Origin of the sequence: Pectobacterium aroidearum, from assembly GCF_041228105.1 — a bacterium.
GTDB classification, from domain to species: domain Bacteria; phylum Pseudomonadota; class Gammaproteobacteria; order Enterobacterales; family Enterobacteriaceae; genus Pectobacterium; species Pectobacterium aroidearum.
Genome location: NZ_CP166097.1, coordinates 1,253,877 through 1,267,340, shown reverse-complemented (window position 1 = coordinate 1,267,340; position 13,464 = coordinate 1,253,877). Strand labels below are relative to the sequence as shown.

The 13,464-nt window shown below is 51.4% G+C and carries 14 protein-coding genes and 1 tRNA gene; 10 read left to right on the top strand and 5 right to left on the bottom strand.

Annotation, left to right across the window (positions count from 1 at the left end; translation table 11 throughout):
* The first annotated feature begins 434 nt into the window (after positions 1–434).
* Entirely contained in the window at positions 435–1,076 is a 642-nt protein-coding gene (gene can / locus AB8809_RS05730) for a carbonate dehydratase (protein ID WP_010280785.1), read from the top strand.
* 58 nt (positions 1,077–1,134) lie between these two features.
* On the opposite strand, the gene hpt is transcribed toward can, so the two are convergent.
* Positions 1,135–1,668, bottom strand: a complete 534-nt coding sequence (gene hpt / locus AB8809_RS05725; protein WP_172644812.1) for a hypoxanthine phosphoribosyltransferase — start codon at positions 1,666–1,668, stop codon at positions 1,135–1,137.
* Between the two features lie 152 nt (positions 1,669–1,820).
* On the opposite strand from hpt, the gene AB8809_RS05720 reads away from it, so the two are divergent.
* Positions 1,821–2,255, top strand: a complete 435-nt coding sequence (locus AB8809_RS05720; protein WP_180779631.1) for a GNAT family N-acetyltransferase — start codon at positions 1,821–1,823, stop codon at positions 2,253–2,255.
* Here the strand turns inward: AB8809_RS05720 and AB8809_RS05715 are convergent, their stop codons facing one another.
* Both AB8809_RS05715 and AB8809_RS05710 read right to left on the bottom strand, forming a co-directional pair.
* Positions 2,256–3,341: an ABC transporter ATP-binding protein gene (locus AB8809_RS05715; protein WP_256598816.1), complete on the bottom strand. Its 1,086-nt coding sequence runs from the start codon at positions 3,339–3,341 to the stop codon at positions 2,256–2,258. It abuts the gene before it with no gap.
* Between the two features lie 4 nt (positions 3,342–3,345).
* Complete coding sequence (locus AB8809_RS05710; RefSeq protein ID WP_349856579.1) at positions 3,346–5,031, bottom strand: iron ABC transporter permease; 1,686 nt, start codon at positions 5,029–5,031, stop codon at positions 3,346–3,348.
* A gap of 356 nt (positions 5,032–5,387) precedes the next feature.
* On the opposite strand from AB8809_RS05710, the gene AB8809_RS05705 reads away from it, so the two are divergent.
* The 7 genes from AB8809_RS05705 to nrdF all read left to right on the top strand — a co-directional run bounded on the left by AB8809_RS05705 (position 5,388) and on the right by nrdF (position 11,824).
* Positions 5,388–5,735, top strand: a complete 348-nt coding sequence (locus AB8809_RS05705) for a YacC family pilotin-like protein (protein ID WP_010280797.1) — start codon at positions 5,388–5,390, stop codon at positions 5,733–5,735.
* 111 nt (positions 5,736–5,846) lie between these two features.
* A complete protein-coding gene (speE, locus tag AB8809_RS05700; RefSeq protein WP_349856578.1) occupies positions 5,847–6,710 on the top strand; it encodes a polyamine aminopropyltransferase in 864 nt (287 codons plus the stop codon).
* 45 nt (positions 6,711–6,755) lie between these two features.
* On the top strand, positions 6,756–7,550 hold the full coding sequence (speD, locus tag AB8809_RS05695) for an adenosylmethionine decarboxylase (RefSeq protein WP_349856577.1): 795 nt from the start codon (positions 6,756–6,758) through the stop codon (positions 7,548–7,550).
* 486 nt (positions 7,551–8,036) lie between these two features.
* A complete protein-coding gene (nrdH, locus tag AB8809_RS05690; RefSeq protein WP_039352306.1) occupies positions 8,037–8,276 on the top strand; it encodes a glutaredoxin-like protein NrdH in 240 nt (79 codons plus the stop codon).
* A gap of 9 nt (positions 8,277–8,285) precedes the next feature.
* On the top strand, positions 8,286–8,693 hold the full coding sequence (gene nrdI, locus AB8809_RS05685) for a class Ib ribonucleoside-diphosphate reductase assembly flavoprotein NrdI (RefSeq protein ID WP_010280810.1): 408 nt from the start codon (positions 8,286–8,288) through the stop codon (positions 8,691–8,693).
* A 62-nt stretch (positions 8,694–8,755) separates the two neighbouring features.
* Entirely contained in the window at positions 8,756–10,837 is a 2,082-nt protein-coding gene (gene nrdE, locus AB8809_RS05680; RefSeq protein ID WP_241007305.1) for a class 1b ribonucleoside-diphosphate reductase subunit alpha, read from the top strand.
* A gap of 24 nt (positions 10,838–10,861) precedes the next feature.
* Complete coding sequence (gene nrdF, locus AB8809_RS05675; RefSeq protein ID WP_015841298.1) at positions 10,862–11,824, top strand: class 1b ribonucleoside-diphosphate reductase subunit beta; 963 nt, start codon at positions 10,862–10,864, stop codon at positions 11,822–11,824.
* A 122-nt stretch (positions 11,825–11,946) separates the two neighbouring features.
* Here the strand turns inward: nrdF and AB8809_RS05670 are convergent.
* A tRNA-Asp gene (locus tag AB8809_RS05670) sits at positions 11,947–12,023 on the bottom strand.
* A gap of 171 nt (positions 12,024–12,194) precedes the next feature.
* Complete coding sequence (dnaQ, locus tag AB8809_RS05665) at positions 12,195–12,932, bottom strand: DNA polymerase III subunit epsilon (protein ID WP_015841299.1); 738 nt, start codon at positions 12,930–12,932, stop codon at positions 12,195–12,197.
* Here dnaQ and rnhA point away from each other — a divergent pair.
* Positions 12,886–13,452 carry a ribonuclease HI gene (gene rnhA, locus AB8809_RS05660; protein ID WP_256598819.1) on the top strand — a complete coding sequence of 189 codons (567 nt, stop codon included), beginning with the start codon at positions 12,886–12,888 and terminating at the stop codon, positions 13,450–13,452. The two genes, dnaQ and rnhA, sit on opposite strands and share 47 nt — an antisense overlap.
* The last annotated feature ends 12 nt before the right edge of the window (positions 13,453–13,464 follow it).

Sequence of the window (13,464 nt, the reverse complement as noted above, 5' to 3'; positions counted from 1 at the left end):
GTGACAAATAAATACTCTAAATAATTCAAGTTTCAGGACAAAACGTTAACGTTTTGAACAACGCAACGCGTTGGCTCTTTAGGGCGATGCTCAACTATGAGCATCGTAACGCGGCAAGAGAAGGACAAATTCGTCGGGAACGAATTTGTCCAGCCAACGGCTGGCCTCCGGTGAGAGACAGGATGTCTCTCATTTCATCCCGATGAGCTTACTCAGGTAAGTGATTCGGGTGACTGACAAATCTGCCAGAGGCAGATTTGAACGCTGCTTGCAGCGACCCCAACGGGGCGAGGTCCACGCGAGTGGGCCGAGTAGCGCAGCCAACGTACATGCAACTTGAAGTATGACGAGTATAAACTATCGTTTTTCAAACGACGCATGTTGCCTTATATTACTCCCCACTGCCCCTTGTTTGTTACAGGTCATTTACTTTCATGAAAGAAATCGAAACGCTCATCGCGAACAACCAGCTTTGGTCTAAAACGATGGTGGAAGAGGATCCTGGCTATTTTGAACGTCTGGCGCAGGCACAACGTCCCCGTTTTCTATGGATTGGATGCTCGGACAGTCGCGTACCTGCGGAAAGTCTGACCAGCCTTGAGCCTGGTGAACTGTTTGTTCACCGCAATGTCGCAAATCTGGTTATTCACACCGACCTCAATTGCCTGTCTGTCGTGCAATATGCCGTCGAAGTTCTCGAAGTCGAACACATTATCATCTGCGGCCACTACGGCTGCGGCGGCGTTCAGGCTGCGGTGGAAAACCCAGAGCTGGGTTTGATTAACAACTGGCTGCTGCATATCCGTGATTTGTGGTACAAGCATAGTTCGCTGCTGGGGGAATTGCCTCCCGAACAGCGCCTGAACACGCTTTGTGAAATCAACGTTGTCGAGCAGGTGTATAACCTCGGCCACTCCACCATCATGCAGTCCGCATGGAAGCGTGGACAGAAAGTCACGATCCACGGTTGGGTTTACGGTATTCAGGATGGCCGTCTGCGCGATCTGGAAGTGACAGCGACCAACCGGGAAACGCTGGAACAGCGTTATCGCCGCGCGATTTCCTCTCTGCCTTGATTCACTGCCTGACGCCCACTCGCTGGGCGTCGCTCACGGCATCGGCCTTGTCTTGTCATTATTCCTGCGGAACAACCTTGCCGACGTAAGGTAAATGGCGATAGTGCTGAGCATAGTCGATGCCGTAACCCACGACGAACTCATCAGGAATCGAGAACCCCACCCACTCGACCTTCACTGCCACTTCACGGCGCTCTGGTTTGTCCAGCAGCGTACAGATAGCCAGCGATTTCGGCTCACGCAGTTGCAGAATTTCCCGTACTTTGCTCAGCGTATTACCTGAGTCGATGATGTCTTCAACGATCAACACGTCTTTGCCGCGAATATCCTCATCCAGATCTTTCAGGATCTTCACATCGCGCGTACTGTTCATACCGCTGCCATAGCTGGATGCCGTCATGAAATCCACTTCGTGAGGGACGTCGATCGCCCGGCATAAATCGGCCATAAAGATAAACGATCCGCGTAATAGCCCTACCAGCACCATATCGCTGCCGCTATCACGGTAGTGTTCGCTGATCTGTTGCCCCAGTTCGGTAACCCGCGCCATCACTTCCTGCTCAGAAATCATGACTTCCACGGTATGTTTCATCATACTGATAACTCTTTGAAGTAAGGTATTCAGCACCATCGGCAGAATGACAGACTCATTATCGATGATGCGCCAATGCTGATGTTTACATCAGTCTGGGCAATGCCCAGGCGCGCGAAGTATATCAGAAACCACACCATGAAGGAGACATCATGAGCACGTCATCAGTGGATGTTTGCTACAAAGTGAATGCCCCGCTTTCCAGCCAGCAGTTCGTTGAGCTATTGGCGAAAACCTCATTAGGGCCGCGCCGCCCTCTGGATGATGAGACCGCGATTGCCGGTATGCTTAAGCACGCCAACCTGCTGGTTTCCGCATGGCAAGGGGAGACACTGGTTGGCATTGCGCGCAGCGTGACGGATTTTCATTTTTGCTGCTATCTGTCCGATCTGGCGGTGTCAGAGGACTGTCAGCATGCGGGAATAGGCAAGAAACTGATTCAACAAACCGCTCAGCAACTGGAAAAAGGCTGCAAAATCATTTTGCTGGCCGCGCCGCTGGCGGTGGATTACTACCCAAAATTAGGGTTTGAAAAGCACAACAGCACCTGGCTCATGCCTGCGGCAGATTTACACGACGAGGCGTAATTATTTCTTTTCAGAGCCGTCAGCCGGAGTGCTGGCGGCCGGCAAAGCAGGATACAAGACTGGCGGATCCGTCTTAATGCTTAAACGCACCTGCTGCCCCGGTTCAAACCAGTTACCGGTCTGCACCAGCAGCATCAATTCTCCCAGCTTCACCCGATACAAGTTTGATGTCCCCATAAACAGCCGATCTTCTATCGACGCTGGACCATCGGGATCGAGCGCCAGCGCCACGTCTGCCGGTCGTACCATCCAGTCGCACTGTGAATCCATCGGCTGATTGAGTGGATGGGTCGCATGATGATCGCCCAATGGGCTTTGCCACTGGTGGTCGCTCATGATTTTCACGGGTAAATAGTTTGTATTCCCCATAAAATCAGCCACAAAGCGGCTATTCGGGCGATGGTACAGTTCGGAGGGATAACCCTGCTGCATAATCTTCCCTTCATCCAGCAGAATCAGATGGTCGGCGCAGGCAAAGGCTTCTTCCCGGCTATGCGTGGCAAAAACCGCCGCGACATGCCGCTGTTTAAGAACCTGCCGTAATTCGGTAATCAGACGATAACGGGTCTGACTGTCCAGACCGGGAAACGGCTCATCCAGCAACAGCAGTTTCGGCTCACAGGCCAGCGCACGGGCAATCGCCAGACGCTGTTGCTGTTCATTCGATAGTTCATGTGGATAACGTGCAGCAACCTCATCCAACTGCAGGAGTGTCAGCATTTCCGCACAGATTGGCTTCACCTCGCTTTCAGGGCGGCCATATAGCCCAAACGCAATGTTGCCTTCCACGGTCAGATGCGGAAAGAGCGCGTAGTCCTGAAAAATCAGACCAACCTGACGCAGTTCGGGCAGAACGTACGCTTGCGGCGAGCTGACGGGTTCACCTTCCAGCAAAATCTTGCCCTGAGTAATCGGTAGCAAACCCGCTATCACCTGTAATAGCGCCGTTTTGCCACAGCCGTTTCGGCCCAGCAGGCAGATTGTCTCATCGTCGCGTACGGCAAATGAGATGTTCTCCAACACTGGGGATTGCTGCAACGTACAGCTTACCGCTTGAACGTTCAGAATATCTATCGACGCGGCCATGTGATTATCCTTTTATATTCAGTGCGCGATTCAGCCAGAAAACGGGGATAAGCCCCACCGCCACCAGCACCAGCGCAGGAAAGGCAAATGACGCAACCTGCTCACTCGCCGTAAAGCGGAAAACATACGTTGCCAACGTATCAATCCCAAAAGGGCGCAGCAGCAGTGAGACATTCAGCTCTTTCATACTTTCCGTAAAAATCAGCAGCGCCCCGATGAACAGGCTGCGACGCAACAGCGGAATATGCACGCGCGACCAACGGCTGAGGGGAGAGGCGCCCAGTACAAGGCTCGCGCTGTCCAGCGAGCGCGGAATGGCGTCCATACTGCGCTCCAGGCTGTCCAGCATCAGACGCCCGAATTTAACGCTATAGGCGAGGATAAGAATAAACAGCGACCCGGCCAGCAGAGCATCCGCGGTCGGTAACCCCGCAGCGCGGGCAAACAGATTAATTCCGTTATCCACCAGCGACAGCAAGGTAAATAGCCCAACGGCCAATACCGCACCGGGTAAAGCAAAACTCAGGCTGACCAGCCGAACTGGCGTCTGATTGGCAAAGATCCCAGCCATGCGCGTGTAGAAGATAAACGATAGCGCCATCAGCGTAATGATGGCTGTCGCGGTGGCGGAGGCTAACAGGCTATTCATTATCGCGTGGAGGAACGCCATATCCCATACCGACATCATGTGCCGGAGCGCCAGAAATAACAGATACAGCACCGGGAACAGGAACGACAGACAAACGATTCCCCAACAGTAGCCACGCACCACCTTGCTGCGCCACCCACTCAACACGGGCGGAGCCACCTGAGAGGCGTTCGCTTGAGCTTGATAAATTTTCTGCTTACGGCGCCAAAGATTAACCAGAAACATCAAGAGGAAGATCGCAGGCAAGATCAAGACACCAAGGCGTGCAGCTGCGCCGAGATCGCCCTGCTTCTGCCAGATATCCAGCACCTGTGTTGTCATGGTTGGAATATTAAGGTAGGACGCCGCGCCATAATCGCCCAATGTCTCGACCACCACTAACGCGCCACCGCAGGCAATTGCAGGCAGCGCAATAGGCAAACATAAGCGGCGCAAAACCTGGGAACGCGTTTGATTCAGTAAACGAGCCGAGTGAATCAAGCTGGCCGGCTGCTTCACTAGCGCCTCGCGTACCAACAGGTAAATGTAGGGATACAACACCAGCGCTAACACCAGACTTACGCAGCCCAGTGAAGCAGATAGCCCAGCAACGTGGAATTCCTCCCACGACGATACAATCTGCAGACCGCCTTCCCGCAACAACGGCGACAGATGTCGTAACGCATCGGTATAAAGGTAAGCAAGCAAGAACGCGGGCATCGCGATCGGCAGGCAAAGTGCCCATTGCAATACACGATGGCCGGGAAAGCGATACATGGCGATAAACCAGGCCGAAGGCAACCCAAACAGTAAGCTGAAGAGAAGCGTGCCAATCACGATAACGACAGAATGTATCAGGTAGGTGGGTAACCCGATTTGCCACAGTTGGGCGAATCCCACCCCATCGGCAAAAAAAGCCTGATAAAAAACCGTTGCTAAAGGAAGCAGCAACAGTCCCGCCAACAACCAACTACTGACGCGCCAGACACCGGAGATCATAGAATCAAAACTGTATTGGATGAGATCGCTGTTATTAATAACAGAGCCTGACGGCGGCGTCATCGTATCAAACAACGATAAATGGGCTTTAATCCTGCGATTGCCTCAAGGTGATTTTCATCACCACACGGCAGTAAAATAAATATTAACCATTTCAAAAGATTGCGCTTATTATTTTTCCGCCTTTTTGGCCTCGACTTTTTCTCGCAATCCCCTAAATAATTCGAGTTGCAAGCAGGCGGCGACACAGCGAATCCCCAGGAACTTACATAAGTAAGTGACTGGGGTGAGCGAGGAAAGCCAACGCACATGCAGCTTGAAGAATGACGGGGATATCAGATGTTTCCCGTAAGAAAACTTGGAACCGCATGGGATATCTGTGATAACGTCATCTGACGATATTTGGAACAGGTTCAACCATGAAAAACTCTGCGCTGGCTCTGCTCCTGCTAAGCCTGATGAGCTTCTCTTCCGCCAGCAAGGCGCTGAATGAATTTGAAGCGGAAGATCTGGCCGATCTGACCGCGATCTTTGTTTATCTGAAAAACCACTGCGGCTATCAAGATCTACCGAATGAACAGATTCGTCGGACGCTGGTCGCCTTTGCCCAGCAAAACCGCTGGGACCTCAGCAATTACAGCGCTTATGATATGACGGCGATGGGTGAAGACAGTTATCGCGATCTGAGTAAAATTGCGATTCCTACCCCGAAGAAATGCCAGTCTCTGGCACGTAATTCACTCGGCTTGCTCTCCTACGCGCAGTAATCCCCTCCTCCCTCCTCCGCGCTGACTGAAATTTGACCGTGCAAGCGACAAAAGAGTCGGCTATGATGGCGCGCCAATTTTCATGGCTGTTATCGCGGAGGAAGCCCTAACATGTCCCAGAAAGAAATTTGGTATGAAACCCTACATGCCAACTTTGGCCAGTATTTTTCGGTTGATCGCGTGCTGTATCACGAGAAGACCGATCATCAAGATCTCATCATCTTTGAAAACGACGCATTAGGCCGTGTAATGGCGCTTGACGGCGTGGTGCAAACCACCGAGCGCGATGAATTCATCTATCACGAAATGCTCACCCACGTCCCTCTACTGTCACACGGCAACGCCAAACGCGTACTGATTATCGGTGGCGGCGATGGCGGTATGCTGCGGGAAGTCAGCCGACATCACGGCGTCGAACATATCACGATGGTGGAGATCGATGCAGGCGTAGTGGAATTCTGTCGCCAGTATTTGCCCAATCACAGTGCTGGTAGCTATGACGACCCGCGTTTTAATCTGGTGATTGATGACGGCGTGAATTTCGTCAGACAGTGCAGCGACAAGTTTGACGTCATCATTTCCGATTGCACCGACTCCATCGGCCCCGGCGAAAGCCTGTTCACCTCTGATTTCTATCAGGGTTGTGCCCGCTGCCTGAATGAAGACGGAATTTTCGTCGCGCAGAATGGCGTGTGTTTCCTGCAACAGGATGAAGCCGTCGGCAGCCATAAAAAGCTCGGCCACTATTTCAAGGATGTCAGCTTTTATCAGGCGGCGATCCCAACGTACTACGGCGGTATTATGACGTTCGCCTGGGCCAGCAATAACCCGGCACTGCGCCAGATAGACGCCACCACACTGCGCCAACGTTTTGCGCAGTCAGGGATTACCTGTCGCTATTACACGCCTGATGTTCATATCGGCAGTTTTGCCCTGCCACAGTATCTATTAAGCGCGCTACAGAATGCGCAATAATCCATCACTTAGGGTGATCACATAACCACAAGGGGGTGACGTAAATTGCACAAGCTGAAACTACACGGCTTTAACAACCTGACGAAAAGCCTGAGTTTTTGTATCTACGATATCTGTTACACCAAAACGGCCGACGATCGTGACGGTTATATCGCCTATATAGACGAACAATATAACGCTAACCGTTTAACAGAAATCCTCACTAAAACCTGCTCAATTATCGGTGCCAATGTCCTTAACATCGCGCGTCAGGACTATGAACCACAAGGTGCTAGCGTGACCATTCTGGTCAGCGAAGAACCCATCGACCCACGAGATGTTGATACCTCAGAGCACCCAGGGCCACTGCCCAACTCCGTCGTTGCCCATCTGGATAAAAGCCATATCTGTGTTCATACCTATCCAGAAAGCCATCCAGAAGGCGGGCTTTGTACTTTCCGCGCGGATATCGAAGTGTCTACCTGTGGCGTGATTTCACCGCTGAAGGCGCTGAACTATCTCATCCACCAGCTGGAATCCGATATTGTGACCATCGACTATCGCGTGCGAGGATTTACCCGTGATGTCAATGGCATAAAACATTTCATCGACCACCAGATTAATTCAGTTCAGAACTTCATGTCCGAGGACATGAAATCGCTCTATCATATGATGGACGTGAACGTGTATCAGGAAAATATCTTCCATACCAAGATGTTATTGAAAGACTTCGACCTGAAACACTACCTGTTCAACGTCAGCCCAGAAGAACTCAACGCTGCTGAACGGAAAAGAATTACCGATCTGCTGTATCACGAAATGCAGGAAATCTATTACGGCAGAAACCTGCCCGTCCTGTAATCGATCGCATCAGGCAGCGATGCTGCCTTTGGTAAACCGAGATCGGAGATACCCGGGGCTATCACGGTGCGAGGTATCCCTACGGGAACCTCATCACCGTGCTTCCCCTAATATCAGACATTGTCATCAATCCGAATCACTGCTCTATTCGGATCGGGTAAAAACAGCACTTTCCATCTCCCACCCCTCCCTTTCATTTCTTCGCACACTATTTCGTCAAAAATGATGCGCATCACATTTATTTCTTTCTGCATTTTTTACTTGCATTCTCTGCCAGCCTTGCTGCATCTGGGTTTGCATCAATTTGTCTAAGGTCAACTAAAAATCATATATCTTGTGTGGTTGAAATTTAAAACACCTACATCTAGTATTCTTTGTGTGGCGCTCGCGTAACGCGTCGCAACCCAGTGGATCGGTTCGGGTACACATACCCTGAGGATAACCGCTCCGACATACTTCTTTCACGCCAAAGGGTAAATACGAATCATGCGTATTACTATTTTCACTAAGCCAGATTGTGTTCAATGCAACGCCACATGTCGTGCGCTGGATAAGCAAGGAATTCACTATCAACTGGTGGACTTAACTGAAGATGAACAGGCGTTACAGCAGGTAAGAGCGTTGGGCTATCAGCAGGTGCCCGTCGTGATGACGGCCGACGATCATTGGAGCGGCTTCCGCCCAGACAAGATCAGTACGTTGAACGCCGCCTTGCAATTGCAGTAAGGGGGCAATATGAACCCGCTGGTCTATTTCTCCAGCCAGTCGGAAAACACGCATCGCTTCATTTCCAGGGTTGGCTTGCCAGCCCTGAGAATCCCGATAGCGACAGAACAGCCTGCATTGAAAGTTGATCGCCCCTATATTCTGGTTGTCCCCAGCTACGGCGGAGGCAGCACGAAAGGAGCTGTGCCGCGTCAGGTCATCATCTTTCTCAACGATCCACACAATCGCGCTTACCTGCGCGGCGTGATTGCCGCAGGCAATACCAATTTCGGTGCAGCGTATTGCATCGCCGGCGACATCATTGCGCAGAAATGCCAGGTGCCTTACCTGTACCGCTTTGAATTGCTCGGCACGGCAGAAGACGTTGCAAATGTGCGTAAGGGAGTAACTGAATTTTGGCAACAACAGACCACGTGAGTGCAAAGGCAACCAAAGCCGACTCAGATGCCCACTCGCTCGATTACCACGCGCTGAACGCGATGCTTAACCTCTACGACGCAGAGGGAAATATCCAGTTCGAGATGGATAAGCTCGCGGCGCGCCGTTATTTCCTACAACACGTCAACCAGAACACCGTGTTCTTCCACAATCTGGAAGAAAAGCTGCGTTATTTAGTTGAAGAAGGCTACTACGAAGCGGAAGTGTTGGATCAATACAGCTTCGATTTCATCAAGAGTCTTTTCCAGCAGGCTTACGCTCACAAGTTCCGCTTTCAAACCTTTCTAGGTGCGTTCAAATACTACACTGGCTATACGCTAAAAACCTTTGACGGCAAGCGCTATCTGGAGCGCTACGAAGATCGCGTCTGTCTTGTGGCACTAACCCTCGCCAAAGGGGACACCGCACTGGCTGGCGCGCTGGTCGATGAGATCATCAGCGGGCGCTTCCAGCCCGCCACCCCCACGTTCCTCAACTGCGGTAAAAAGCAGCGCGGCGAACTGGTCTCCTGCTTCCTGCTGCGTATTGAAGACAATATGGAGTCGATTGGTCGAGCCATTAACTCCGCGCTTCAGCTCTCAAAACGCGGCGGCGGCGTTGCATTCATGCTCAGCAACATCCGCGAAACCGGTGCGCCGATCAAACGTATCGAAAACCAGTCGTCCGGCATTATTCCGATCATGAAAATGCTCGAAGACGCGTTCTCCTACGCCAACCAGCTTGGTGCTCGTCAGGGGGCTGGCGCAGTGTACCTCAATGCGCATCACCCGGATATTCTGCGTTTTCTGGATACCAAGCGGGAAAATGCCGATGAGAAAATTCGAATCAAAACATTGTCTTTGGGTGTGGTCATTCCCGATATCACGTTCCAGTTGGCGAAGAATAATCAGGTGATGTACCTGTTCTCGCCTTATGACGTCGAGCAGGTTTATGGCGTACCGCTATCAGAAATTAGCGTCACCGAAAAATACCACGAGATGGTAAACGATAAGCGCATCCGTAAATCCCAAATCAAGGCGCGCGAATTCTTCCAGATCCTCGCCGAAATCCAGTTTGAGTCCGGTTATCCCTACATGATGTTTGAGGATACGGTGAATCGCGCAAATCCGATTCACGGCCGCATCAATATGAGCAACCTGTGCTCTGAGATTTTGCAGGTCAACGACGCCAGCCTGTACGATGACGATCTCGGCTATCGCCACATTGGCAAGGACATCTCCTGTAACCTCGGTTCGATGAATATTGCTAACGCGATGGCTTCGCCCGATTTCGGCCAGACGGTTGAGATGGCGATCCGCGCACTGACCGCCGTTTCCGATATGAGCCATATCCGCTCCGTGCCATCCATCGAAAAAGGCAACGACGAATCCCATGCGATTGGTTTAGGTCAGATGAACCTGCACGGCTATCTGGCGAAAGAGCGTATCTTTTACGGCACAGAAGAAGCCGTCGATTTCACCAATATCTATTTCTATACCGTCGCTTTCCACGCGATTCGGGCATCGAATGCGCTAGCCATAGAACGGAACCAGCGCTTCTCGGGCTTCGAGCACTCCAAATACGCCACAGGCGAGTATTTTGATAAATACATTGAACAGTGCTGGGAGCCCACAACCGCGCGCGCCCGTGAACTGTTTGAACAAGCCGATATCCACATTCCTACTCAGCAGGACTGGGCGGCGCTACGCGAATCTGTTATTGCCCACGGCATTTATAACCAGAACTTGCAGGCTGTTCCACCGACTGGTTCGATTTCGTATATCAACCACTCGACGTCCAGCATCCACCCGATTGTGTCACGCATCGAAATTCGTAAAGAGGGCAAGATCGGCCGCGTCTACTACCCCGCACCTTACATGAACAATGACAATCTCGAGTATTACCAGGACGCCTATGAGATTGGGCCGCAGAAGATTATCGACACCTATGCCGCCGCCACGCAGCACGTCGATCAGGGGCTGTCGCTGACGCTATTTTTCCGTGATACCGCCACCACGCGAGACATCAATAAAGCGCAGATCTACGCCTGGACAAAAGGTATTAAGACTATTTATTACATTCGCATACGGCAGATGGCGCTGGAAGGCACCGAAGTTCAGGGCTGTGTGTCCTGTGCGCTATAAGCCATCGCGGAAGGAAATCGAAGCATGACCGCACTCACTCGCGTCCAGGCGATTAACTGGAACAAAATTGAAGACGACAAAGATTTGGAAGTCTGGAATCGGCTAACCTCCAACTTCTGGCTACCGGAAAAGGTGCCGCTCTCTAACGATATTCCATCGTGGAGTACGTTGAATGCCCGCGAGCGTCAGTTGACGATTCGTGTATTCACCGGTCTGACGCTGCTGGACACCATCCAGAATACGCTGGGCGCGCCGACGCTCATGCCTGATGCCGTGACGCCGCATGAAGAAGCCGTGCTGTCTAACATCAGTTTTATGGAAGCAGTGCATGCCCGTTCATACAGCTCAATTTTCTCGACGCTGTGCCTGACCAGCGAAGTGGATGATGCCTATCGCTGGAGTGAAGAGAACCCAGCGCTACAGAAGAAATCCGACATTATTCTGTCGCACTACCGCAGCGACGATCCGCTGATGAAGAAAGTCGCCAGCGTGTTTCTGGAGTCGTTCCTGTTCTACTCTGGATTCTACCTGCCGATGTACTGGTCAAGCCGCGCCAAACTGACTAACACGGCGGATTTAATCCGGCTGATCATCCGCGACGAAGCGGTACACGGTTACTACATTGGCTATAAATTCCAGCGCGGACTGGCGAAAGCCGATCCTGCTCGTCAGCAGCAGGTGAAAAATTTCGCCTACGATCTGCTACAGGATTTGTACGACAACGAGGTGTTATATACACAGGAACTCTATGACGGCGTCGGCTGGACGGAGGATGTGAAGAAATTCCTCCACTACAACGCGAACAAAGCACTGATGAATCTGGGCTATGAAGCGCTGTTCCCCGCCAGCATGACGGATGTGAATCCCGCAATTCTCTCAGCGCTATCGCCAAACGCTGATGAGAACCACGATTTCTTCTCTGGCTCTGGTTCATCTTATGTCATCGGTAAAGCCGTCAACACCGAAGATGAAGATTGGGACTTCTAAAAAAACGGCCACTGCTTTCTGGGTGGCCGCATTTTCCTACAAACGCTTTTCTACAGTATTTCTGATAGACCCAGAAATGAAAAAACCCTGAACCATTTCTGATTCAGGGCTTTCATAATAAGTGGCGGAACGGACGGGGCTCGAACCCGCGACCCCCTGCGTGACAGGCAGGTATTCTAACCAACTGAACTACCGCTCCACTCATGCTCACTGAGCGGGATGAATACTAAGATGATGGCACTATTACGTCAATGCTTTTTATAACTAACCGTTTCTGTTTGCTTATAATTTCATCTTACTGACTATTCTCTCACCCATGGGGTGAGCGACCTCGCCATTTTGCAATACAGAGGGCGATACGCTGGCGGCGTTATTCCGCTCGCCACAGGCAACTACCGCCTTTTTTAGCAATCAAATCCAGACGCTGTTCATGCGCGACTAGCTCAGCTTCATCGGCGTAAAGCACCTTTAACGCCGATTGAGGACGGACAATTCTCTGGATCGTTTCGGTATTCTCGTTCTTCTGCTGCGTTTCACCTTCCATCGAGAAAGTCAAAGACGTTTGACCACCGGTCATCGCCAGATAAACTTCAGCCAGAATCTCGGCATCGAGCAATGCGCCGTGCAGCGTACGCTTGCTGTTATCTATCTGATAGCGATCGCAGAGCGCATCCAAACTGTTACGCTTACCGGGAAAGATCTTCCGCGCCATAAGCAGGCTATCGGTGATCTTACAAAACGTCTCTGTCTTGGGAAGATCTCGGTTCAGCAACCGAAATTCATAATCCATAAAGCCGATATCAAACGTTGCGTTATGGATGACCAGTTCCGCGCCACGGATAAAATCGAGAAAATCATCCACAATATCCGCATACGTCGGTTTGTCGGCAAGAAACTCATCGCTGATACCGTGCACGTTATACGCTTCGGGATCCACTAAACGATCGGGTTTAATATAGACGTGAAAATGACGGCCCGTCAGGCGGCGGTTGATCACTTCAACCGCACCGATCTCGATAATTTTATGCCCTTCGTAGTGAACCCCCAGCATATTCATACCGGTGGTTTCTGTATCCAGGACGATTTGTCGCGTAATTTCAGTGCTCATCGTTTTCGTTTATGTCAGACTTGCCGTTTTTACCATAAGGGAGAGTCTACCAGAGATGCGCAAACAGGTAGAAATTTTCACCGATGGTTCTTGCCTCGGTAATCCAGGCCCCGGCGGTTATGGCGCCCTGCTGCGCTACAAACAGCACGAAAAACCGTTAAGTGCAGGCTATCGTCTTACCACGAATAACAGAATGGAGCTGATGGCCGCTATTGCAGCACTTGAAACGCTGACAACCGAGTGTGATGTGGTGCTCTGCACTGACAGCCAATATGTTCGTCAGGGGATCACCAGTTGGATTCATAACTGGAAAAAGCGAGGTTGGAAAACCGCCGACAAAAAACCGGTCAAAAACGTCGATCTTTGGCAAAGACTGGATACCGCGATTCAACGCCATTCCGTACGCTGGGAATGGGTAAAAGGACACGCCGGGCACCCGGAAAATGAGCGCTGTGATGAACTTGCTCGCGCCGCCGCCAGTGCACCAACGCTCGATGACACGGGTTATCAGGCTGAGTAAATCACCGTAAGC